The sequence below is a fragment of the Sporosarcina sp. SG10008 genome (assembly GCF_044569405.1).
Taxonomy (GTDB): domain Bacteria; phylum Bacillota; class Bacilli; order Bacillales_A; family Planococcaceae; genus Sporosarcina; species Sporosarcina psychrophila.
The window spans coordinates 3,786,211-3,810,689 of the sequence record NZ_CP172607.1 but is presented as its reverse complement, the minus strand read 5'-3'; the positions used below and the strand labels follow the sequence as shown (position 1 = coordinate 3,810,689).

Below are 24,479 nucleotides of genomic sequence, written 5' to 3'. Positions count from 1 at the left end.
CGTAGGCGATAACGGATTTTATTTGTAATTGGATACAAGGTGGACAATATGTAAGGGATTCAAGTCTTTACATGCACCATTTGTTTAATGAGTATTGAAAAAAATGAAGTATAGTGAATGTGATAGCGATATTTTTTAAAAAGGGCTTAAATAATATAATTTAAGGGGTGACTTAGATGCGAGCACGAGATTTAGGGTTGAAATTTGAAGGAGAAACGGGATTACATAACGCAATTACTGACGTTCCAGGGGTTACCGTTGGGTATTCAACAATCATTGAAGGGGAAGGTCCATTAGAGGTGGGAAAGGGTCCAATTCGCACCGGAGTAACTGCCATATTGCCACGTGGTAAACAAAATGAAATGAAGCCGATCTGGGCTGGAACATTTTCGTTTAATGGCAATGGTGAAATGACAGGTACACATTGGATAAACGACGGCGGATACTTTTTAAGCCCGATATGTATTACAAATACGCATTCAGTTGGTACTGTCCACCAGGCGGTAGTCAAATGGATGATAGATAATTATCAAGATCAATTCTTAAATGAACATTTATGGGCTATGCCTGTCGTTGCTGAAACATATGACGGTGTTTTAAATGATATTAATGGGCTTCATGTTAAAGAAGAGCATGTTTTGGCTGCAATACAATCTGCCCAATCAGGCGAATTGAAGGAGGGCAATGTCGGCGGAGGAACTGGGATGATTTGTTACGGGTTTAAAGGGGGAACGGGTACTTCTTCTCGTAAACTAGATATCGATGGAGAGGAATACCACATCGGAGTACTTGTGCAAGCAAACTACGGTAAAAGGGAATGGCTAAAAGTTTCAGGTGTCCCAGTTGGAGAACACTTGACTGAGAATATAGTACACACAAAGGAAATGGGCTCAATCATTGTAATTATCGGGACTGATATTCCAATGTTACCTCATCAACTAAAAAGACTTGCGAAACGTGCATCCATTGGGATTGGACGGAGTGGTAGTCCGGGGGGAAATGATTCCGGTGATATATTTCTTGCATTTTCAACCGCAAATGAAATGTCTATTCATCAAAAGGAAGACCCAATCCTAACTATGAAAGTCACAAATGATCAACAGTTTGACCCGATTTATGAGCAAGCTTGTCATGCGATTGATGAGGCGATTATTAACGCTATGATTGCAGCGGAAAGTATGTCCGCTCTTAAACCAAGCGGGAAAGTAGTTGAAGCTATTGATCATGAACGACTGATGGAAGTGATGAAGAAGTATAATCGTTAATAAATAATAAATAATAAATAATAAATAATAAATAATAAATGAAGATGAATGCGTTGGCTCAGCAATTAAGAAATGGATAGGTATGTAGCGGAATAAAAACATCCGGTATCGCTCATGGAATGGGCGATACCGGACTTTTAGATTTATTAGCGAAGCGTTCTTGAAGAAGCTTGTATAATTCCCTTCTTCAATTCTTTGATACCTTCTTTCTTTCGAACAAAGATGAAATAACAAGCGATGGTCAACCCAGCAATGAGCAAGGTAAGTACTGCCTGCACACGTAACGATTCAATGACGAGCATTGCGATAAAGATTCCTGTAATAACGAAAATAGTCGCATACGTTAGATAAGGGAACAACCACATTCTAATTTGAAGTGCTTCAGGGTTTTCACGTTCTAATCTTCTGCGCATTCTTAGATGTGTGAAGGCGATGACAAGATACACTAAAAGTGCGACAGCCCCTGATGAATTGATGAGAAATAAAAATAGTTTATCGGGTGATACGTAACTGAATATGACCGCTATATAGGAAAAAACCGTGCTGAATAAGATTGCTCGAACAGGAACGCCCTTCTTACTCAATTTTAAAAAGGCTTTTGGCGCTTCGCCTTTCTGTGCCATTCCAAATAACATGCGTGAGTTGGCATATAATGCTGAATTTAAACAAGAGAGAACCGCCGTTAATACAACAAAGTTCATGATCTGGGCTGCGGCAGGTATTCCGATATAATCGAGAACGGCAACAAATGGACTGACCAGCAGATTTGCAGAGTTCCATGGCAACAAAGTGACCACGATCGCAATAGAACCGATATAGAAGATAAGAATCCGCCAAATGACACTGTTTGTCGCAATTCGGACCGCTTTCGCCGGATGATCTGATTCGCCAGCAGCAATCGTAACAATCTCGGTACCCATGAATGAGAAAATGACTACTGTAATTCCTAACAAGACGGAACCGAATCCTGTTGGCATGAATCCACCTGTCCCTAAGAGGTTTACTGTTCCAGGTGCAACAACACCTGGATACCATCCGAAAATCACGCAAAGACCGAGGACAAGGAATAAACCAATACTTACAACTTTTATGAGTGAAAACCAATATTCAAATTCCCCGAAAGATTTTACTGAAAAAAGATTTGTCAGTGTTAACAAAATGGTTAAGATTAATGCCATTAACCAAAGTGGGAATTCTGGAATCCAGTATTGCATAATAGCAGCACCGGCAATTGCTTCAATTGCTATAACGACAACCCAGAAGAACCAATATAACCATCCGATTGTAAAACCTGCCCATGGTCCAATCGACTCGGTTGCATATGTAGAGAAGGATCCGCTTGTCGGATGGGCGGCCGCCATTTCACCAAGCATGCGCATAACCAAGACGACAATTGTTCCTGCAAAAGCGTAGGATAGAATCGCACCTGGTCCAGACGCATTAATAACTGCTCCACTTCCGATAAACAAACCTGCTCCGATAACACCTGCAATTGAAATCATACTAATGTGTCGGATCTTTAAATCTGGATTTAACTGTCCCTGTTGATTAGACATATACATTCCCCCTTGTGTAAATAGTGAATTTTTTAAGATGTAAGCGTTTCCAATCATTTGTTATAATATTCTTTTAAGTTGTTAAGTCAATCATACAGAAATAAATCTGAAAATTTGTAGACAAGTTGTAAGATGAAATGAATTTAAATTTTACGGAGTGTAAAATAAGGACTTGCTGCACTATTTTGGTCCGGTCATTGAACATGAAAACCGGTTTGCGTTTAGTAGCGCAACCGGTTTAACTTACTTATTACCTAACAATCGAGAGGTCATGATAGCACCCTCAAGCGCTAGACGCTTAGATGGCTCCATAAAGTCTTCGCCTAGAAGTAATTCCAACTTTTCAAGACGGTGGTACAGTGTTTGTCTAACTATGAAAAGACGGTCTGCAGTCTCTTTTTTCGATCCACCGCATTCGAGATAAACACAAAGTGTTTCAAAGAGGTTGCTTTCCATCTTCAGATCGTAGTCGAAAACTGTTGATAAGTAATCTTGGACATATGTTTCAAGGTAACCGTTGTTCTCCACTAATAGAAGAAGCCTATAAATGCCTAAGTCTTCATAGAAATATGATTTTGTAATGCCAGACTCGCGCATTTTTAAAACATCTTCAGCTTCTTTGTATCCTTTTTTTGCATCCGTAATTTCTTTGTAGACTGTACTTACTCCAAATGTACATCTGGTTCCGTCAATGAAAGTGTTGTCTTTTATGTTAACAATATGTTCAATAATTTGAGAAAAACGATTAGTCTCATCTATCAAGTGATCTGCAGCGATGAAGGATGCAATGATGACAATCTCACTTTTGCTGGATGCAACTGCGGGGAAGAACCCATTACGTTTAAAGAGTGACCGTATCATCATCGAGCGTTGCAGTTTAATCTCTTCCCATTCTTCTTCACCAAGATTCGTTTCGAATGTCTTCATTTGTATGATGAACACTCTGAAGTATGTATTGCGGCTTTTGGAGGGCAAATAGGCATGAAGGTCTTCCTGTTCAAAGGATCTGCCGCTCAATAAATTCCGAACGAATTCATCTTCGTTATTCTGTTTGCGCTCTTCTATTGTTCGGTTACGTAACAAAATTTGAGCGATTGCAAGTGCAGCGCGGTCTAATATGAGAAATGGAAATTCATCCGACAGTTGTTCTGTCACCTCGAGGAATAGATACCCCCAAATTTGTCCTAGCCCACTAACAGGCATTTGTGCAAATTTCTGATCCTTCAGCATGAGGAATTTCTGTCCTGTATTGATCGATGGGGATCTTTCAAGATGGACTCGGATGGTTATTTCCAACTCTTTGATCTCAGACGGATAGTAATAAGGCTTCGTATCATCACTAATGAACAGGATATTATGTCGGAAAAATTGATTTAGTTCTTGTAGGATTTTTAAAATACCGTTGGGTGCAAGAGAAAGTGTAATGAATTTCCTTGATAAGATATCGAGTTGTGAAAGCATCTGATGATGTTGATTAATGATAAATGTATGAAGGTCTTGAGTTATATCGACAAATTTCACAGTTTTTTCGAAGACGATGAATGGAAATGCGTGTTTGTCTGCGAGTTCAATAATTTCAGGTGGAATTAGCTTAAAGTAAGGTCCTACTTCTATACATATACATGCCACATCTTTTTCTATCAGCCTCGATACATACATTAGCTGGCTTGGAAGATCGAGTTGTAAGCCAACGCCTGTCGTAAGAATCATCTCTCCTCCATTTATTAAGGCATCGAATTCTTTTACCTCTAATACATGAGACCATTTTACTTGACGGTCCAATCCTTCTTTTCCTGCAACGACTTTGGCGTGTTTGAATGAGCTTCGTGAAAGAACATCGCGGACAGTAAGTTTTAAGGTATTCATTATAGGTATAGACCTCCATAACGTTAAAATAATCGCCTAATGATTAGACAAAGTGTAAATTGAAAGTAATCTAAATTATTTGTAAAGTATAATATGAAGTCTAGCGAAGATAGCGTAAAGTAGCAAGAACAATAGAACGGGGGAATGAAAATGATTTTAACGCAGGTAGAAAAGAAGACGCTTACAAACTTCATCAATGGACAATGGGTAAAATCAACGACAGATAAATATGAAGAGGTACCAAATCCAGCGACAGGAGAAATATTGGCCGAAGTTCCTATCTCCACACTTGAAGATTTGAATAAAGCGGTAGAGGCGGCGAAAACAGCATTTGCGAAGTGGAAGAAGGTTGCTGTTCCTCAACGGTCAAGGATCTTATTTAAATACCAGCAATTGTTAATAGAGAACTGGGAAGCACTAGCGAAAATCATTACGATTGAAAACGGTAAAAACTATGCTGAAGCGTATGGCGAAGTACAGCGCGGGATTGAGTGTGTTGAATTTGCTGCAGGAGCCCCGACGTTAATGATGGGGTATCAGCTTCCTGATATCGCAACGAACATTGAATCGGGTATGTATCGTTATCCAATAGGCGTAATTGGTGGAATTACACCGTTCAACTTTCCGATGATGGTCCCTTGCTGGATGTTCCCACTTGCAATCGCTAGTGGAAATACATTCATCCTAAAACCATCAGAGCGTACGCCACTTTTGGCGAACCGTCTTGCAGAATTATTGCATGAAGCGGGTCTGCCTGACGGTGTTTTCAATATCGTCCATGGTGCGCATGAAGTCGTAAATGGCATTCTCAATCATCCAGATATTCCGGCCGTGTCGTTCGTAGGTTCACAGCCGGTTGCTGAGTATGTGTATAAAACAGGAACTTCAAATGGTAAGCGTGTCCAAGCATTAGCGGGCGCGAAAAACCATACAATCGTTATGCCGGACGCGGATATGGATTTGACGATCACAAATATTATTAACGCAGCTTTCGGATCCGCTGGAGAAAGATGTATGGCTTGTGCGGTTGTCGTTGCAGTTGGTGATATTGCAGATGAACTTGTCGAGAGATTAGTAGACGAGTCGAATAAACTGACGATTGGTAATGGACTAGAAGAAGGGATTTTCCTTGGACCTGTTATTAGGAATTCACATAAAGACAAGACACTGGGTTACATCGAATCAGGTATTGAGGAAGGCGCCAAACTATTACGGGATGGCCGTGAAGACAAGTCTACTTCCGAAGGCGGTTATTTCGTCGGTCCGACAATTTTTGATAATGTCACTCAGGAAATGAAAATTTGGAAAGAAGAGATTTTTGCTCCTGTGCTATCTATTGTAAGAGTGGATACATTGGATGAAGCAATCGAACTTGCGAATAAATCAGAGTTTGCAAACGGGGCTTGTTTATTTACAGATAGTGCAAGTGCAATCCGGAAGTTTAGAGAAGAAATTGATGCGGGGATGCTTGGTGTGAATCTTGGTGTTCCAGCTCCGATGGCGTTCTTCCCGTTTTCTGGTTATAAAAAATCATTCTATGGTGACTTGCATGCGAATGGTCGCGACGGAATTGAGTTTTACACACGGAAGAAAATGTTGACTGCGCGTCACTAATACCAGAAATTAATCGTGAAATTAGGAGGGGGTAGAGAAGATGACTACAGCAAAAGAGACTACAGGGTTATTAGTTGAAAAGGACCGGGAGAACGTTTGGCACCATATTTCTTCCTATAATGAAAAGAACCCACCAATGGTAGTGGAGAGTGGGGAAGGAGCTTGGATTACAGATCATAATGGCAATCGTTATCTAGATGGAATGTCTGGACTATGGTGTGTGAATGTCGGTTATGGTCGTGAGGAGCTAGCGCAAGCTGCCTATGATCAGATGAAAAAGATGGCCTATGCACCGATGACCCAAAGTCATGAGCCTGCTATTCTGCTTGCAGAAAAGTTGAATGAAATGCTTGGTGGTGACTATAAAATATTTTACTCAAACAGCGGATCCGATGCGAACGAAGTAGCGTTTAAACTTGCGCGTCAATACCATCAGCAAAATGGGGAACCGTCACGCTACAAATTCATTTCCCGCTATCGTGCGTATCATGGGAGCTCCATGGGGGCACTGGCAGCAACAGGGCAAGCACTGCGGAAATACAAGTATGAGGCACTTGCACCGGGGTTCTTGCACATCGCCCCTCCGGACAATTACCGCAGACCTGCGGGACAGTCAATTGAGGAGTACAACATACAACGTGCCCAAGAGTTTGAAGAGAAAATCATTTGGGAACAGAAGGAAACAATCGCTGGGATTATTATGGAACCGCTTATTACAGGAGGCGGTATACTCATCCCACATCCAATCTACTTGGAAAAGGTTCAGGAAATCTGTACACGCCACGGTGTACTGCTAATTGTTGATGAAGTCATTTGTGGATTTGGCAGAACTGGGAAAGACTTTGGTCATCAGCATTTTAAGTTGAAACCGGACATTATTACGATGGCAAAGGGACTAACGAGCGCTTACTTGCCACTTTCGGTTACGGCTATTCGAAAAGATATTTATGAAAAGTTCGATACAGGAGAAGATAACAGTCATTTCCGCCATGTTAATACATTTGGCGGGAATCCTGCGGCTTGTGCAGTCGCGTTGAAGAATCTTGAAATCATTGAGAGAGAAAATCTTGTTGAACGGTCGACTGAGCTTGGCGAGCGCCTTCTAAAAGAGTTGGCTTGCTTATTGGATCATCCTTTTGTTGGCGATATTCGCGGGCTCGGATTCTTGTTAGGCATTGAACTTGTAGAGAACAAAGAAACGAAAGAACCTGCTGCAAACGCCCGTGTTGCGAAAATCATTGGCGAATGTAAGGCGAATGGACTTATTATTGGAAGGAACGGCGATACAGTTGCTGGCTATAACAATATTCTAGCGCTAAGCCCACCGCTGTCTTGTACCGATGAAGACGTGGACTTTATTATTGCGGTTATGAAGAAAGTGTTCAATGAAAATGCATGAGTTAGGATGAGATTTTTAATCTTGCTAAACCAAAAACGGAGAACCTCCAATTATAGGGGTCCTCAGTTTTTGGTTTTATTTTTTCTAAAGACCATTGAAACGCGCTTCTCGCTACGCTCTTTCATACGCTGAAAATTCTCGAGATGTTTCCAAATGGCGATTGCAAATAACAAAGTTGCTATTACGACTGGCCAGTATCCGTCTGCCAATACTGCCATCGCGATGAGCGTGACGTAGAGCATCAGCACACCAAACACGAGAAAGTCTGTTACTAGCGCTACGACGACAAATAATGCAAAACCAATGAGCCCGATCTGCCAGTCGATTGCAAGCAGTACACCAATTATTGTCGCTGTTCCTTTTCCGCCGTTAAAGTTCATATAAAATGGAAAGTTATGGCCAATAACGGCTGCGGCGGCTGTAAGAAATAAAAGTAAAGCCACAAAGGCTTCTGAAAATCCTGCGTTTTCTGCGAAATAGTGCACAAGTAAGACAGCTCCTGCACCTTTACTGATATCGATTACTGCAACTAATGCGCCGAACTTCTTCCCGAGAACAATGGTCGCATTCGAGGCACCGGCATTTTTCACACCGGTTTCTTTCAAGTTAACGCCGGATATTTTCTGCGCAACAACTGATCCATGCAGGCAACCAACTGCATATCCCCATAAGAGCACGCCTACAATCCATAACCACATATCAAGTTCCTCCTAAAATAACGGTAGTCTAAGTGTAACATTCCACATAGACACAAGTTTCAGAAATATTATTCGGTAAACTATTGACAAAGTATTGAGATATCTACTATACTATGTCACAAGATGGAAAACTGAATATCACAAACTCTTATCAAGAGCGGCGGAGGGAATAGGCCCTGCGATGCCCGGCAACCAGCAAGTGACTAACTTGCAAAGGTGCTACTTCCTACAGATTCGTGCGAACGGTCTGAAAGATAAGGGGAGGAATAAGCGAAAGCGTAACCCTCTTCTTAAGCGAAGGGGGTTATTTTTCATTCCAAAAATACCCCTAACGTCTCCGCCCATTACAATCACATCCATCTAAAAAAACTCTGGAGGTAATGACGATGACAAAACTTCAACCCGAAACACTTCTTCTGCACGGTGGACAAAAACCGGATCCTGTAACAGGTTCACGCGCAGTTCCAATTCATAGAACCTCATCTTTTGTATTCCGTGATACAGAACATGCTCAAAAACTATTTGCACTACAAGAAGCAGGCAACATCTATACACGAATTACAAATCCAACTGTTGCAGTTTTTGAAGAGCGTATTGCGCTTCTTGAAGGTGGTACGGCGGCAGTTGCATTCTCCTCAGGTATGGCAGCTATCGCTTTCTCTATCTTGAACGTAGCTGGTGCTGGAGATGAAATTGTCGCAGCAAGCAACTTATATGGCGGTACTTATAATTTATTCGCCGCTACACTTCCGCGCTACGGTATCAATGTAAAGTTTGTCGATGCAACAGATCCTGAAAACTTCCGTGCAGCAATTACAGATAAAACAAAAGCAATATTCGCAGAAACAATCGGTAACCCGAGTCTTCATGTACTCGATATTGAAGCGGTTGCGGACATTGCGCATGAAAACGGTCTACCGCTTCTTATTGATAGTACATTTGCTTCGCCATATGGTTCGAATCCTATCGAATTTGGTGCGGATGTTGTCATCCATTCCGCTACAAAATGGATTGGCGGACACGGTACCACGATCGGTGGAGTTGCTGTTGATGCGGGTACATTTGACTGGACGCAAGGGAGGTTTCCTGGCTTCACAGAGCCTGATGCGTCATATCATGGTCTCCGTTACGGAATTGATACAGCAGCGGCGGCATTTGCGACTAAACTACGCGTTCAACTATTGCGTGACTTCGGACCTTGCTTAGATCCAGATAGTGCATTTAATTTCCTCCAAGGACTTGAAACACTGCATTTGCGTGTGACAAGACATAATGAAAATGCCGTTAAAGTAGCGGAGTTCTTGAAAAAACATCCATCTGTCGAATGGGTAACATATACAGGCAACGAAGATCACCCATCTTATGACCTTGCGAAAAAGTACTTGAAAAACGGCTTCGGTTCCATTATTGTATTTGGTATTAAAGGTGGACGGGATGCAGGCCGGAACGTGATTGATAACGTCAAAATCTGGTCGCATGTTGCGAATGTTGGGGATGCAAAATCACTAATTATCCATCCAGCTTCAACGACGCATCAGCAGCTTGGGCCTGAGGACTTGAAAAAATCAGGTGTGACTGAAGAATTGATTAGACTATCGGTGGGCCTTGAATCCGCGGAAGATATTATTGCAGACCTTGCACAAGCAATCGAACTAGCGGTACCAGTAACAGTATAATTTTTTGGTGACAAGAAAGGGCGTGACAATCGTGGAGACGGGGATAGTGGAAATCGGGCATCTGGTATTGGAATCAGGAGTCGTCTTGGTAAATGTACAGCTTGCCTATGAAAGAACGGGCAGGTTGGATGCACCCCATGTACTTGTTTGTCATGCCTTGACAGGAAGTCACGTGACAGTTGGAACGGATGACTATCCGGGTTGGTGGAGCGGTCTTGTCGGCAAAGGAAAAAGTATCGATACAAATGAATTATCCGTTATCTCTTTTAACGCACTTGGCGGAAGTGACGGATCAACAGGACCGTTAACTGTAAATCCGGACACAGGCGAGCTGTATAGAAATTTATTTCCAGAAGTAACGATTCGAGATATGGTGCATGCAGAACGGAGAGCGCTGACGGTATTAGGTGTCAATCGATTAAGGGCGGTCATCGGGGGTTCGCTCGGTGGCATGCGTGTACTGGAATGGGGCATTATGTATCCCGAGGGTATGGATATTCTTTTCCCGATGGCGGTGACACCACAATCAACTAAAATTGGGAACATGGAATCTCCTTTTGGGAATAGCAGAAATGACATGGAGAGCTTCTACCCCTTAATCCGTGCCATGAATACGCATGACATCGGCCGTGGTCGAGGAGGCATTGAACTAGCTTCCCGCCTGATATCTGCAAAAGTGGTGGCGTTTGCGTTTACACACGATCCGATGTATCCGACGGATGAAATTCGAACGTTCGCCTATATGATTCCCAACTCTATATATTGTTTGGTCAATACAAAACATGGCTATGAAAGTTTTTTAACGGAATTTGAAAAATGGGGACTCATCATCAAACAGTCCATGGAGGTGGCGTTATGGCGTCAATCAAAGTCGCTCTACTTGGCTTCGGCACTGTAGGTGAAGGGATTTATAGGATTTTGAATGAAAGGAAAGAAGAGATTAAGCGGGAAATGGGCTGTACAATCGACATTGTTTCCATTTTGGTCCGGGATAAGGAGAAAGAACGTCTAGCGACACCTGGAACGAAGATAACGGATGACATTCAAGAAATCCTGTTAAATCCGGACATTGACCTCATATTTGAGGCGATTGTTGGAGAAGAACCCGCTTATACGTTTCTTTCGGATGCAATAGAAAAAGGTTTTCATATAATAACTGCGAATAAGACCATGTTTGCGAAACATGGTCCGGCGTTACTAAAACATGCGGAGTTCCGTGGAGTTTACGTTGGGTATGAAGCAACGACGGCGGGTGGCATACCGATTATCCGTACGGTGACAAACTTGTTACCGACAGACCGGGTGTTACGAATTAGAGGTATTTTGAATGGCACTTCCAACTTCATCTTAACGAAGATGCGGGAAGAGGGAATTCCATTTAAAGCCGCGCTTCACGAAGCACAGACGCTTGGCTATGCGGAAGCGGATCCGACGGACGATATAAGTGGCAAAGATGCCTTTCGGAAACTGATGATTTTGAGTGCACTTGCATTCGGTACGCAACCAAATTGGCAAGACGTTTCGGTTGTTGGAATCGACAAGATTACTATTGAAGATGTGGCGGATGCATCTAAGGCTAAGCTTCGTTATCGGCATGTCGCTGATATTTTGATTGACGAAAAGGGGACATTGCACGGAAGTGTTGGCCCGGTACTTATCGGAACTCATCATTCGCTATATGGTGTCGAAGGTGTGGACAACGCAATCATCGTTGAAACTGACTATCTCGGTGCCTTAACACTTGTCGGTCCGGGTGCAGGTATGTACCCAACGGCAAGCGCAATGGTCGGAGACTTCCTTCAAATGATTGGAAAACGTGAAAAGGTTCTTGTTAATAGTTAAGAAAAAGCGATTCCATTTATGGAATCGCTTTTTCTAGTTATTATTTTAATTTCATCAACTTTAATTCGGCTTTCAACGCTTTGAGCAACGCGACAACCATGAGCAGCATGACGAAAGAGAAGGGCAATGCAGCGATGATGATCGTGTTTTGCAAAGCGGTGAGGCCGTTGACAGATAGCAAAATGAGCGCAATTGTCGATTGGATAACGCCCCAAATGAGCTTCACATTATTCGGCGGTGTCAACGAACCATTCGTTGACTGCATGCCAAGGACAAATGTTGCTGAATCGGCTGAAGTAACGAAGAACGATACAATCAATAAAATTGCGAAGACTGATATCATGAACGACATTGGCATAACATTGAACATTTCGAAAATCGTCAGTTCTGTACTGGATTGCGTCAAGTCGACAAGCCCTTTTTTCTGGATATCAATCGCTGTCGTTCCAAACGCTGAGAACCAGAATGTAACCAGCAAAGTAGGTGCAGCAAGTACGCCAATCATGAACTCCCTGATTGTACGGCCTTTTGAAACACGGGCAATGAACATACTGACAAACGGTGCCCATGAAATCCACCATGCCCAGTAGAATATTGTCCAGTCGTCAAGCCATTTCCGGTCGGTAGAGTCCAATGGTGCTGTACCGAAACTCATTTGGACAAGGTTTGAAAAGTAGCCGCCAAATGAATCAGTGAACATATTGAAAATGAGTAATGTCGGTCCAAGAACGACGATAAATCCAAGCAGTGCAAGAGCAAGGACTAAATTTGTATTCGATAAATATTTTATGCCCTTACTTAATCCTGACCATGCAGATGCAACGAACAGGACCGTGACGATTGCGATGATGACAAATTGTGAAAAGATATTGATCTCAACACCAAATAAGTAGTTTAGGCCTGCATTAATTTGAACAGCGCCGAAGCCGAGTGATGTAGCAACGCCGAATGCTGTTGCGAAAACGGCGAGTACATCGACGAGAGTACCCCATGGTCCAACCATTTTTTCACCGAATATCGGCTTCAATGTTGCTGAAATTAATCCCGGTTCCCCTTTGCGGAACTGGAAGAAGGCTAAAGATAGCGCAATGACTCCGTACATGGCCCATATGTGAATCCCCCAGTGAAAGAAAGATTGACGTAAGGCTTCTTTGAAAGCAGCATCCGTATTTGGATCTTCCGAAGCAGGACTGATTGCAAAGTGTGATAATGGTTCAGCGGCACCATAAAAGACTAGGCCGATACCCATCCCGGCGGAAAACAGCATGGCAACCCATGTAACTGTTGAAAACTGCGGACGGTCCGTATCTTTTCCAAGCCGGATTTTTCCGTATGGACTGACGATGAAAAAGAAACTGAGCGCTAACATAAATGACATGAGCAGCATATAGTACCAACCGAAAGACGACGCAACAAAGTTTCGGACATTCGTTGTAACAGCCTCAAAACTTTCAGGTGCAAACGCGCCATATCCGACGGTCAAAATAATCAGACCAATTGTGATGTAAAAGACATTTGAAATTTTCTTCATAATTCCCCCTCGTGGAGCTGGTAATTTGGAAACAGCTTCTTACTATACTAGCAAAGCATATTGAAAGCAACCAATCGATGTATTTAGTATTTTCTCTTATAGCGATTTCCATACCTTTAACGGAACGATACCCTATCTTAAATAAAACAAAACCGGCTGAAAATCCGTAGATTTTCAACCGGTTTTTCAATCTTCATCTTTAATGTCACGATCGGGTGGAATAGGTTCGTTCCGCCATTCATCGATTTGGTGTTTTAACATTTCGAGCTGTTCTAAATAGAGTCCAAACTGATCTTTGTTAATAAGGAATTTTTCACCATCATGGACGGAACGGATGCGACCTTCCCGCACGTACTTTTCTACTTGTTCGACAGGCATACCTAGATGTTCAGCGGTTTCTTGGATTGTTATGTACATAGGATCCATCTCCTTAAAAAATCCCCTCTATTTCAATCGCTAACAGTGAAATGGAGGGGATGGGTTATGTTAAATAAGTTTTTCGAATTTCAAACGTTTATTTAAAATCATCATAATCGGAATCCCGATAGCCATAACGACGAATTCACCAATTGCGACTGTTAACCATGTAAGTAGGAAAGGAAGTTCTAATGCTAGGTTCAACTCGAAAGCAATGATGAACATTGTAAAGGTGAAGACAAGCGTGTTGAAGACCATTCGCTTGAATATTCCGGATATGAATTTAGCAGAAAAAATCGTGATTGAAAGAGCTAGGATTGATTGGCTTACCCCGAAAAATAAGTCATACATGCCAAGTGGGGAAAATAAGTTTGTCACAAATACGCCAAGCACAATTCCAAATATGAGCTTCTTATTGAACACGACGAGATGGTTGAACATCTCAGGGATTCTAAATTGGATAGCTGAGTATGCTAATGGTGCTATTAATAGGGATACAGCTACATATAAAGCGGCGATAATCCCGCTAATGGCCATTGTTTTTATTTTCATTATTCATTTCCTCCTAGTTTTTTTAGCGTGGGATGGTTGACGAACCACGTGTTAAAAAGCCTGCAATCCAGTGTATCATAGTGTTTTTGATTCGTACATGTCAATACATGTGAAAAATGAAGAAGTAAGAATTTGGATAGGATAAATATCGATGTTCGAAGTCTTGTTGGGGCCATGAAACAGCTCGGTATAAATGATCGAGCAAAGTGTAGGAAAGATGAATGTGGTTAATCAAGGCGAGGGAAAAGAGCTATCAACCTCTAGGGGAAATAGCTCTTCTTTGGGAGTTTAATGAATTTTCTAACCTTTAGGATCTAAAGGTTTGTTCGCTTTTTCATCCAGTTCCGTATGGCAGTAATAACTTCTTTTAATTCCATCCCGCTATCCGTTAGCTCATATCCAACTATAGTAGAAGAAGGCTCAAGTTGTTTTTTTGTAACGAGGCCTTCTTTGATTAATTCATTCAGCCGTTCTGTTAAAAGTCGATCTGATATCCCTGGAATACCCTCAGTGATTTCATGAAAGCGCTTGGGTCCGGACATCAGTGTATAAATAATTACCCCCATCCATCTCTTACCAATAAATTCAATTGTATCGTGAAAGTTGTTGCAGACATGTGATGAATTCCCACAATTTTTCGGTTGATTCACTAGTCGAACCTCCATTCTGCTTTATCTTTCATCTATCTTAACATGTATCGTTAGGGTTGACATAACAAACTTACTAATGGTAAGTTGAATACGGGTACTTACTATTAGTAAGTTTTAGAAAGGGAGGCAATACAATGACTACAACATTGAACTCACATTTATATAGTGTAATGAAGGAAAGAAAATCGGTAAGGGTGTTCGATCCGAACGCTACAATCGCAAAAGAGGAAATTGCAGAAATGCTGAAGCTGGCAACAATAGCTCCTTCATCTAGCAACCTGCAATCTTGGAGTTTTATAGTTATCCAGGACCCCGAGGTGAAGAAAGAACTGCAAGTAATCGCGAACAATCAAGTCCAGGTGGGGGATTCATCTGCCGTTATCGCTGTCTTAGGTAATATCGATGCGTATAAAAAAGTGGAGCAAATCTATACACAAAATGTTGCAGAAGGTCATATGGATGAGTCGATTAAAGATCGTACGATTGCCAGTACGAATGCGGTCTATCCAACTATTCCAAGAGAGGCAAGAATGAATATCGCTTCTTTCGATGCGGGGCTAGTTTCTATGCAATTGCTGTTGATTGCCAAAGAAAAAGGCTATGATACTTCAACAATAGGTGGCTTTGACAAAGTGAAATTTGCTGAGAGATTCGACCTTCCTAGTGATCAATTCCCAATTGTACTGATTGCCTTAGGAAAGGCCGCTGCCCCGGCATACGGGTCTTCCCGCTTGCCTTTAGATGAAGTTGTGCGTTTTATATAAGAAATTTCTTGCCCGGGATGCTACATGCATTTCGGGCTTTTTGTATACCATCATCTTAACTCGCTAGTTGAGATGATGTGTATACAGAGTTTTAGTCAGTAAAAATGTCACATGTGTTGATTAACCAAAAACAACCTGAAAATCACTTAATCAAACACTAGGCGCTTCATGTGCAGTTACTTTTGGATTGCTTTGGATTGAACGACCTCTATACGATTACCGAGATGTCTTGAAGTGTAGGGATGCGACTTCGTCGCATCCCTACACTTTTTTTCGGTAATCGTATGGTGCTTATTCATCCGTCACGCTCCAAATGCATACATACACAAAGTGCTAAATCTTTTTGGGACGAAAGAATAGCGGGGCTTCTTAGCTGGATAATAGCCACCAAAGATACAATTTTGGCGGCTGATGTCTTCTCCATAGGCTTGTCTTTTTTAGTTAAGAAAGAGTCACTTTCTTATAGTCCATCGCATGATAACACGAGTAATCTTTACTAAAAGTAAGCAAGGAACACCTTGTACAAAGTACTTGAGTGCCCGAAATTGTATCTTCGGGCACTTATAACCTATAAAAAAAATCATCTATTCTTTTTTCTAAAGTAGCTGTATTTTTCACTTGAACGTTGTAGGAACGCGACAGGCAACTATTCGTAGCAGACTTGCTCATCGGTAAAGATACCATGAATAGTTTGCCGAAAGCGGGTTGGAAATGATCCAGTGAAAATAGGATTTTTCAAGCCTTTCTTACCTGCTCTTTCTGCAAGAAGATGGTTAATCAACAGACGTGTAAAAATGTATGTTTCTCTTGGTTTGATGAAGTGAATAGAAATACATTTGGGGATATTGAGGAGATAATAGAAAATCGCGATGCATTGGAAAAAAGGAACGAAGAATACGTTTGATTTTATTGCACGCAATTTAAGCTAGGTTCGTATAATCACCTAGAGATTCAATTAAGTAGAATTAAGGTATTGGAAAATTTGATTTATGTGGTATCTTCTACTGTAGAGAGAGTAAGGGGGGATCACTTTGTCACAACGTATTTCATATCTAGTCGTGCTGGTAGGTGCGATACTTTGGGGGACGACTGGCACAGCCCAAACATTCATGCCGCAAACGATTCATCCGTTGGCAGTTGGGGCATCGAGGCTTGCTATAGGGGGTTTTTCGTTACTAGTTATTTTGCTCATTATGCGTAAAATCGATTTTCGAAATTGGCCTTGGAGATCTACCCTGTATGCAGCTATTTCGATGGCCATTTTTCAGTATTTATTTTTTTCTTCTGTCAGATTAACGGGGGTTGCTATAGGCACGGTCGTCACAATCGGAAGTGCTCCAGTTTTTTCTGGAATCATTGAATGGTTACTAGCAAAACGCCGTCCGACTCGGGTGTGGATCATGGCGACAGCACTTGCAATTATAGGCTGTGCACTGCTCTTTTTAAATAAAGATGGAATCGTTGTAAATCCAGTGGGAATCGCGATGTCACTTGGGGCTGGATTGTTGTTTGCCTTTTATACACTTGTCAATAAAGACTTACTAGACAAGGTAGATCCTGTGCCTGCTGTTGCGGTTATCTTTTCGATGAGTGCGATAATGCTCATGCCATTCTTGTTTTTATTCGAAACGGAAGGGCTTATGACGGGGCGTGGAATTTCTGTTGTGTTGTATCTTGGGATCGTCACAACCAGTGTGGCATATATCCTGTTTTCTGCCGGATTGAAACGGATACCTTCATCGTCAGCAGTCACCCTGTCACTTGCTGAACCACTTACTGCTGCTATATTGAGTGTGATTGTTGTAGGTGAACGACTGACAGGAACGTCGTGGATGGGTATTGCGATGTTGCTTGGTGGAATTCTTGTGTTGACGTTGAGTGGTAGGAAAGTGAAGGTTTGAACAGTCTTTTTGTTTTTGAAATTCAAAATACAGGAAGCTTTAAAGGCTTCCTGTATTTTTTTGATTTTTCGATTTGGAATAAAGCTTTGTAGCGATAAAACCGACCAAGATTAGCATCGTTGCTAGGATTCCACCTTCTAGGCCGAATGCACCACCAGTCAGCCAATCATGTCCCTCGGCTAGTTCAACGCTATAGATGCCATTTGGTGCTGTACCGCTTACCGCAAATCCAAAAATATTCCCTTGGAAGTAGTTCCACGTAATATGATAACCAATCGGTAGCCACAAACTTTTTGTGGCGTCAAACATATAAGCGAATAAAAGCCCGACCAGTGCAATATTCATTAATCCTAAAAGACTTACATTTGGATTTGCACCATGGGCGATGCTGAAAATTAAAGCGGATGCTACGTAGATAACCCACTTTTTATTTCCCCTACTTGCCATGGTGGACATGACATATCCTCTAAAGAACATCTCTTCAAAGATTCCGACAAGAATAAATAGAACTAGAAAAGTAATCGTAAATATTGAGAAATGAGGGTTTGACAATGAATTAAGGAGTGTCACATTGCCGGTCGCCATCAATACAATAAAAATAAAGATAATCGATAATGCACCAAGAAACAGTCCAAACCATAAGTCTTTCAACGAACCTCTAAAGCCGAGCTCTTTCATGGAACCCTTATTTATAAAACGCCATAGTAAAAAAGTAATCACTATTCCACCGACTGTACCACCGCCTTGCATTAAAAGGGAAATCCAAGGGTGTGAATCGAAAGCAGTTTGCATATCGAGATAACTAAATCCCTCACTAAAAGGTGCTTCAGTGAACATCAATAAAAGAATCCCAGGAAGTGAGAATAACTGTTGAACAATTAGCATGGCTATAAAGGTTAGTAAAATAAGCCAGCCAGCCCTTACTTGACCTGATTGGTTTTTAAACATCTTATCCCTCCCAATTTCCACTGTTTTCATACCGAATAGTCGTGAGCTGTCTGTCGCGGTTGTGCTTGCCGAATGGCTGCAAGTAGTAGAAGAAACATGATATCCATAACTAAGGCGCCCATTGTCAGCATGAATGTAAGTGTGATCCATTGGTCCTCAGCTATATTCATGGAAAATGACATGAGCATAAGCACGGATAAGTGGATAGCTATATAAAATGTATAGACACTTTTCGTCTGGTTTATCAATGCTTGATTAGCATAGTCATTGACAATACTTTTTAGAACAGCGAAAAGAAAATAGGCGACAATCAGTTTTAGGACGAGTAAAGCAAGTGAATAGACTTCCCAAATACCGAGATAATGCGCAGAAAGATTAACGAAAATTGCCGGGAAAGAAATGACTATGCCTAGTCCAGCTACGATTCCTGCTTTTTTTGCATGAGGATATTTATCGATAAGCATGAAGCATCCGGAGCAAATCAAATAATATCCGACAGGGTCAGCTAGCCAATCAAAACCAATATGGACCCGGAAAAAAATGAAAAGATACCCCCAGAACATATACCTTAATGCTTTATCCATTGGTATCCCCCTTTGTTTTCTCCTTGATAATTGCATTGACATCTTTTTGTTCCAAATAAGGACGCACAATAAGACCGCCTACTGTAGAAAAAGGCTTACCTGACTCGGTTGTTCCCGAAATATAGATGTTCACATCTAACACAGCTTTAAAGTCTGCGGCGAACTGGCTGTAGACACTTATTCTTTTACTTTTCTTTAAGTTCAGTGGGAATTGTATATTTTGCAAATCTAGTCCGGGTAACCTGCTCCATTCTTGGTCAAGAAACTTTTCATAGGTTCGTTCAGGTAGTGAAGGAGTGGAGGACGAATTTATTTTAATAAAGAAATTATCCTGCAAAACGTCTTGAAATGAGCTTTTAATCATTTCGATTGTCAGTGGTTCTAGAGCCCGATAATGATAGCCATCCCCACTTGAACTTACTTGTTCGAGAGGGGATTCTTCAATTACACGCGGTCGAATCGTCACGATACCAATAGGAACAGTTATCCTATTTCCATCAGAAAATGAGACATCTATTTCTGTAAAAGAATAATTTTCTGTATGAGTGGTTGGGTCAAAGTTAAACCTCACGTTGGTACTACGTAAAACATGGTGATTGAATACCTGGTTGTTTTGAACTTGTTCATCGAAAAAATAAGAGTCTTCTGGATAACCGATTAGTTCGCCGGTAGAAACAGATGAGACAACTGATGAGTTATTTTTGTTCGTTAAATAATAAAATGTCATATAAAAATCATCCTGATACTCCGCATCGATATAGTGGTCCAAGAATATGGGCTCATCGAGTTGCTTTGAGTAAGCATAAATGGAATTCAACATCCAGCTTATGCCGATTAAACTTAGCGCCACCCAGAAAAATCGTTCTTTCATGAACTCGCCCCCTTCCATCTAGTATATCAAATGGATAATATATCCTCTAAGTTACTTAGGCGATATTGGCATTCATTCAAATATGAAAGTTTAACAATCATATTTTTTCTGGTAAAGAAAGTTAAGCTAAAAACACATCTTAAGACTTTCTTCATAATTACAATTGGTAAATGTTAAGATTTGGCGGGTACAATTGGTATCATAGAGTTAAGAAAAGCGAGGTGCGGAAGATGGCGAAGTTCACGGTGTTGGTAGCGGATGACGATCAGGATATCCGTGACGGGATTGAAATTTATTTAAAAAATGAAGGATACGACGTACTAAAGGCGGCGGATGGCAAAGAGGCGATCGAGTTATTGGAGTCGAACGACGTCCATCTTCTCATTCTCGACATTATGATGCCGAATATGGATGGTATTACGGCGACATTCAAAATTCGGGAAGTGCGCAATATCCCGATTATCATGTTAAGTGCAAAAGCGGAGGATTCAGATAAAATTCACGGTTTGTCTGTGGGAGCCGATGACTATGTGACCAAACCGTTCCATCCAATGGAATTGATGGCACGTGTGAAGTCTCAATTACGTCGATATATTCAATTTGGTACATATGACGGTCAGAAAAAAGTAGAAATCGACGGACTTGTTCTTGATGAAGAGGCGAAGGAAATAACCGTCGATGGTGATGTAGTAAAGCTGACTCCTATCGAATACAAAATCACAGAATTACTGATGAAGAATGCAGGACGTGTGTTTTCTATCAGTGAAATCTATGAACGGGTTTGGAACGAGGCGGCGTACAATGCTGAAAATATTGTCGCAGTTCATATTCGTAAAATTCGTGAGAAAATCGAAGCAGATCCGAAAAATCCAAGGTATGTAAAGGTGGTATGGGGCATTGGTTACAAAATCGAAAAATGATTATACTACTTTCTGGTCGATTCTTGCAATTGTTATAGCGGCACTGAGTATTGGTTACTGTTTCTCCTATATCATCGACTTGGTAGGCAATGGTGTGGAGCGTTCTAGTCGGGCCATCGCTTATCTCACACGGCTGATGAAAGGGAGTGTATGATGGTGAAAAAGAAATATGGTATACAAATTGTTGTGTGGACTTCATTAGCGGTATTATTTTTAACGGCATTGCTTTCAGTGACAGGTGGCAACTTACGTTATATTGGTAAGAGCTATGTAGAGTCGAATGATTTTCAATGGGAAATGAATAACTTTTATGGAAATCTTACTCAAGCTGTTTTGAATCCGATTGATATAGAAGCGGAGAAAAAACAGATTACAGTTACTAAATCCGAAATCGAAGAGCATCGTAATTACTATGGCACGCTATCTGAGCAGATTGGTAATATTGAAGTGCAATATACGCAACGAATCACCGATGCGGAAGCAGGGAAAAGTGAAAAGCTGAAAGCGACATTGATAGAAGAGCGCGATGCGAAAATCGATGACATTCGGAAGAACTTTGAATCGGACGCGCATGTAGAAGCAAAGATCCGTGCAAGTAAGGAAAAACAGCTAGAAGAAGAGTTGCAGCGACGCATTCAGAATACCGAGGAAAATCTTTATTTTCCTGTTGTTTATGAGTTAACGGATAGTCAAACGGGAGAAAAGTTCACTTCAGGAGATATCCATGTAACGACGGGCTATAAAGAGACTTTCAGTGCGGAGGAAGGTTATTTCTTTGCGGCGCCTGATCAGATGGATGACTTTTATTATGATAGTTATTCGTCAGAGGCCTATGAAAGGGGAGTTTCTGCGTTCAGAGATACTGTTTCAACCGTAACGGAAGAGACTGTGTCAGAGCATGCACAAGACGCCGCTTTGGAGTCTAGTCAGCCACAAACTGTGAAGAAGTTTGAGGGGACTATAGTTGTACCGCAAAGTGCATTGCAGAAAGGTTCTCTAGGTAAAAATGTAAAACAATATAATCAAAAGCAGTTAATTTTATATGTCCTTTGGACGCTTGGTATACTTGCTTTAGCGGCTTTGCTGACAATTATACGTTTCAACAGGGAATGGGTCACGACAAGCTATTTTGTAGTGAGATACCAACGGCAGAAAATTGACCTGAAAGCAGCATTGCTATTGCTTTCAGCTAGTGCTTTTTGGGTTTTATTAGGAAATGCTGTAGGCCGCTATGTTACATTTTTTACTCATTATAGATTAGAATCCGGAGTCATTCTCGGAATGACGCTTGTCATTTTAATGGTCTTCCTATGGGCGATAGTATTCCAATTGGTCTTACTTGTAGAGCGTGTAAAAGTTAGGGGAGCGCTAATACAGGATATTAAAGAGAGTTACAGTATGAGGTTCATACTTGCGTGGCAAGGGATGTTCTTGAATCGATCCATTGGTATTCAAATGTTCCTACTGTTAATTGGCTTTTTCCTAGCAGGTATCGGACTTTGCATTGTCCTCATCCAACCTATATTAATTATGATTTATATTCCGCTTGTCTTGTTTGCTGGATTGCCATTCCTCTATATCTTTGTGAGAAGAACAGCGTATTTGAATCGCATTATGGTTGCTACGGAAGCGATGGCGAATGGGAGATTGCACAAAGAAATTGATATTGAGGGGAAATCGCCACTAGCGGAACACGCTAAGAATTTGAATAATCTTCGTGAAGGTGTCCATATTTCTGTGACTGAACAAGCGAAAAGCGAACGCCTGAAAACAGAACTAATTACGAATGTCAGTCATGATCTCAGGACTCCATTGACATCAATTATTACCTACACGGATCTCTTGAAAAAGGAAGACATTACAGCTGAAGAACGTACAAAATATGTAGACATTTTAGACAAAAAGTCACAGCGTTTGAAGACGTTAATCGAGGATTTATTCGAAGTATCGAAAATGGCAAGTGGTAACTTGGAGCTTAACAAGCAGCGTGTTGATATGACGCAATTACTCCAACAAGCCCTTGCAGAGCACGAAGAAGAAATCTCGAAATCAGGACTGGATTTTAGGGTGAATTTCCCTGAAGCTGCACTCGTTGCCTATGTGGACGGGAAAAGATGGTGGCGCGTATTGGATAACTTGATTGTTAATGCCATCAAGTACACATTGCCGGGTACCCGTGTCTATATTACGCTTCGAAAAGTAGGGGATACGGCCGAATTCGTCGTGAAAAATGTGACGAAGTATGAGCTCGGTGAAAATATCGACGAATTATATGAACGCTTTAAACGGGCGGATACATCACGCCATACAGATGGTTCAGGACTTGGTCTTGCGATTGCGCAATCCATCGTTGATTTGCATAATGGGAATATGAAAATCGAAGTAGATGGGGATTTATTCAAAGTAACGGTCGTCGTGGCGGCGGTTTAACAAATAGATATACAAATAATAAGCTGTATGCAAAGCCCTTATAGAAGGGGAATGTGTACAGCTTTTTTTGTCATGCGGCCTTATTCAATAGAAGTACATGATATAGACACCGATAAGTAGTACACCAATATCTGCACACATGTGAATCGTCCAAGAGGGCAAAATTGTTCCGCTTTTTTCATTGGCAAGTTGAAAGATAACTCCACCAACCCAGAGCCCTGTCACAGCGAGTATAAGAAGAGCTGAGCTGAACCATGGAAGAAAAATTGAAATATGATAAATGGCAAACAGGAATGACGGTAAAATAAACCGAATCCGAGACTTGCCAACAAGATTTGGCAACAGACCGCGGAAGTAAAATTCCTCTAACATCGAATTGCCGAACAGTATATAGAGAGCGATGAACGGGAATGTTGTAGTCGTTATACCTGCACTAGCAAGGTCAACTAGAAGTGCAGCAATATCTATGAAAGGCTGTAAGATGATGAACGCCGCAAAGATAATCCCCATAATCGCAACTCCAGAACCAATCGCAAACAACATGCTTTTTCGATCAGTTTGGACCAAGCGTAAGAATGGGAATCCCGTCTTGCGGAATAATAGGAGTGGGACGAGCAGGAATAGAGTCACTTTCGCCGCCGTTTTCCAGATGTATGTAACTTCTACTGATTGTTCAATCCACAGTAGAAAAGTGATGCTGAATAACGATAAAATAATTCCCCGTATCATAGTAGATCCTCCAATCATTGATTCAGTATTGGACGACCAAATAATGTCTAAAGTTTCATTAAAATTAATAAAATGGAAATATGGAAAGGGAGCGCTTATCAAGCGCTCCCTAAGAAAAAAATAATACTATATATGTTGACCAAATAAATACCCATATAAATTGAGCGAAGGCGCCTTTTAAGGGGGAGCCAAAGTCATAAGACTGGCAGCATCCCCTAGCGCAGTAGCAAATTCAGTGGTTTCTTTATTTCAACATATATAGCAAG

The 24,479-nt window shown here is 41.3% G+C and carries 21 protein-coding genes and 2 riboswitches; of the genes, 10 read left to right on the top strand and 11 right to left on the bottom strand.

Annotated elements, in window-relative coordinates; genetic code table 11:
- Window positions 1–176 precede the first annotated feature (176 nt).
- Window positions 177–1,265: a P1 family peptidase gene (locus ACGLYD_RS17835; RefSeq protein WP_187046145.1), complete on the top strand. Its 1,089-nt coding sequence runs from the start codon at window positions 177–179 to the stop codon at window positions 1,263–1,265.
- A 146-nt stretch (window positions 1,266–1,411) separates the two neighbouring features.
- Here the strand turns inward: ACGLYD_RS17835 and ACGLYD_RS17830 are convergent, their stop codons facing one another.
- Together ACGLYD_RS17830 and ACGLYD_RS17825 are read right to left on the bottom strand one after the other, a co-directional pair.
- Entirely contained in the window at window positions 1,412–2,821 is a 1,410-nt protein-coding gene (locus ACGLYD_RS17830; protein ID WP_338654718.1) for an amino acid permease, read from the bottom strand.
- Between the two features lie 243 nt (window positions 2,822–3,064).
- Complete coding sequence (locus tag ACGLYD_RS17825) at window positions 3,065–4,687, bottom strand: PucR family transcriptional regulator (RefSeq protein ID WP_067213579.1); 1,623 nt, start codon at window positions 4,685–4,687, stop codon at window positions 3,065–3,067.
- Window positions 4,688–4,837: 150 nt separating this feature from the next.
- Here ACGLYD_RS17825 and ACGLYD_RS17820 point away from each other — a divergent pair, with 150 nt between their 5' ends.
- The gene (locus ACGLYD_RS17820) at window positions 4,838–6,301 is read left to right on the top strand and encodes a CoA-acylating methylmalonate-semialdehyde dehydrogenase (RefSeq protein WP_187046142.1); all 1,464 of its coding nucleotides are present in this window, start codon (window positions 4,838–4,840) and stop codon (window positions 6,299–6,301) included.
- Between the two features lie 40 nt (window positions 6,302–6,341).
- Entirely contained in the window at window positions 6,342–7,700 is a 1,359-nt protein-coding gene (locus ACGLYD_RS17815; RefSeq protein ID WP_399629633.1) for an aspartate aminotransferase family protein, read from the top strand.
- 62 nt (window positions 7,701–7,762) lie between these two features.
- Here ACGLYD_RS17815 and ACGLYD_RS17810 read toward each other — a convergent pair whose 3' ends face one another.
- The gene (locus ACGLYD_RS17810; RefSeq protein WP_067213576.1) at window positions 7,763–8,398 is read right to left on the bottom strand and encodes a glycerol-3-phosphate acyltransferase; all 636 of its coding nucleotides are present in this window, start codon (window positions 8,396–8,398) and stop codon (window positions 7,763–7,765) included.
- Window positions 8,399–8,543: 145 nt separating this feature from the next.
- Window positions 8,544–8,659, top strand: a riboswitch (SAM riboswitch).
- A 125-nt stretch (window positions 8,660–8,784) separates the two neighbouring features.
- Between ACGLYD_RS17810 and ACGLYD_RS17805 the strand changes: the two genes are divergently transcribed.
- From ACGLYD_RS17805 to ACGLYD_RS17795, 3 genes are read left to right on the top strand one after another with little or no spacing between them, the layout of a single operon-like run.
- Window positions 8,785–10,074 (top strand): O-acetylhomoserine aminocarboxypropyltransferase/cysteine synthase family protein, encoded by a 1,290-nt coding sequence (locus ACGLYD_RS17805; protein ID WP_187046140.1) that lies wholly within the window; start codon window positions 8,785–8,787, stop codon window positions 10,072–10,074.
- 31 nt (window positions 10,075–10,105) lie between these two features.
- Window positions 10,106–10,972 carry a hypothetical protein gene (locus ACGLYD_RS17800; protein ID WP_399629628.1) on the top strand — a complete coding sequence of 289 codons (867 nt, stop codon included), beginning with the start codon at window positions 10,106–10,108 and terminating at the stop codon, window positions 10,970–10,972.
- Window positions 10,930–11,916 (top strand): homoserine dehydrogenase, encoded by a 987-nt coding sequence (locus tag ACGLYD_RS17795; protein ID WP_342539264.1) that lies wholly within the window; start codon window positions 10,930–10,932, stop codon window positions 11,914–11,916. Before ACGLYD_RS17800 ends, ACGLYD_RS17795 begins: the two co-directional genes overlap by 43 nt.
- 40 nt (window positions 11,917–11,956) lie before the next feature.
- On the opposite strand, the gene ACGLYD_RS17790 is transcribed toward ACGLYD_RS17795, so the two are convergent.
- From ACGLYD_RS17790 to ACGLYD_RS17775, 4 genes are all read right to left on the bottom strand, one after another.
- Window positions 11,957–13,447: a BCCT family transporter gene (locus ACGLYD_RS17790; RefSeq protein ID WP_067213572.1), complete on the bottom strand. Its 1,491-nt coding sequence runs from the start codon at window positions 13,445–13,447 to the stop codon at window positions 11,957–11,959.
- 186 nt (window positions 13,448–13,633) lie between these two features.
- Window positions 13,634–13,864, bottom strand: coding sequence for an excisionase family DNA-binding protein (locus ACGLYD_RS17785; RefSeq protein WP_067213571.1), 231 nt, complete (start codon window positions 13,862–13,864; stop codon window positions 13,634–13,636).
- 69 nt (window positions 13,865–13,933) lie between these two features.
- Window positions 13,934–14,416: a QueT transporter family protein gene (locus ACGLYD_RS17780; protein WP_067213570.1), complete on the bottom strand. Its 483-nt coding sequence runs from the start codon at window positions 14,414–14,416 to the stop codon at window positions 13,934–13,936.
- 7 nt (window positions 14,417–14,423) lie between these two features.
- A riboswitch (PreQ1 riboswitch) is annotated at window positions 14,424–14,470 on the bottom strand.
- A 260-nt stretch (window positions 14,471–14,730) separates the two neighbouring features.
- The gene (locus ACGLYD_RS17775; protein WP_399629622.1) at window positions 14,731–15,066 is read right to left on the bottom strand and encodes a winged helix-turn-helix transcriptional regulator; all 336 of its coding nucleotides are present in this window, start codon (window positions 15,064–15,066) and stop codon (window positions 14,731–14,733) included.
- A gap of 134 nt (window positions 15,067–15,200) precedes the next feature.
- On the opposite strand from ACGLYD_RS17775, the gene ACGLYD_RS17770 reads away from it, so the two are divergent.
- Window positions 15,201–15,830 (top strand): nitroreductase family protein, encoded by a 630-nt coding sequence (locus ACGLYD_RS17770; protein ID WP_399629620.1) that lies wholly within the window; start codon window positions 15,201–15,203, stop codon window positions 15,828–15,830.
- Between the two features lie 1,031 nt (window positions 15,831–16,861).
- Window positions 16,862–17,731, top strand: coding sequence for a DMT family transporter (locus ACGLYD_RS17765; RefSeq protein WP_399629618.1), 870 nt, complete (start codon window positions 16,862–16,864; stop codon window positions 17,729–17,731).
- 39 nt (window positions 17,732–17,770) lie between these two features.
- Here the strand turns inward: ACGLYD_RS17765 and ACGLYD_RS17760 are convergent, their stop codons facing one another.
- Genes ACGLYD_RS17760 through ACGLYD_RS17750 form a run of 3 tightly spaced genes read right to left on the bottom strand, consistent with a single transcriptional unit; the run spans window position 17,771 to window position 20,134 of the window.
- Window positions 17,771–18,679, bottom strand: a complete 909-nt coding sequence (locus tag ACGLYD_RS17760; protein WP_255428527.1) for a CPBP family intramembrane glutamic endopeptidase — start codon at window positions 18,677–18,679, stop codon at window positions 17,771–17,773.
- A 26-nt stretch (window positions 18,680–18,705) separates the two neighbouring features.
- Complete coding sequence (locus ACGLYD_RS17755) at window positions 18,706–19,263, bottom strand: hypothetical protein (protein WP_399629615.1); 558 nt, start codon at window positions 19,261–19,263, stop codon at window positions 18,706–18,708.
- Complete coding sequence (locus ACGLYD_RS17750) at window positions 19,256–20,134, bottom strand: hypothetical protein (protein WP_338654735.1); 879 nt, start codon at window positions 20,132–20,134, stop codon at window positions 19,256–19,258. Before ACGLYD_RS17750 ends, ACGLYD_RS17755 begins: the two co-directional genes overlap by 8 nt.
- A 230-nt stretch (window positions 20,135–20,364) precedes the next feature.
- Between ACGLYD_RS17750 and ACGLYD_RS17745 the strand changes: the two genes are divergently transcribed.
- Window positions 20,365–21,054 (top strand): response regulator transcription factor, encoded by a 690-nt coding sequence (locus ACGLYD_RS17745; protein WP_067213561.1) that lies wholly within the window; start codon window positions 20,365–20,367, stop codon window positions 21,052–21,054.
- 156 nt (window positions 21,055–21,210) lie between these two features.
- On the top strand, window positions 21,211–23,484 hold the full coding sequence (locus tag ACGLYD_RS17740; protein WP_399629612.1) for a histidine kinase dimerization/phospho-acceptor domain-containing protein: 2,274 nt from the start codon (window positions 21,211–21,213) through the stop codon (window positions 23,482–23,484).
- Window positions 23,485–23,568: 84 nt separating this feature from the next.
- On the opposite strand, the gene ACGLYD_RS17735 is transcribed toward ACGLYD_RS17740, so the two are convergent.
- A complete protein-coding gene (locus ACGLYD_RS17735) occupies window positions 23,569–24,213 on the bottom strand; it encodes a CPBP family intramembrane glutamic endopeptidase (protein WP_187046134.1) in 645 nt (214 codons plus the stop codon).
- Between the last annotated feature and the right edge of the window lie 266 nt (window positions 24,214–24,479).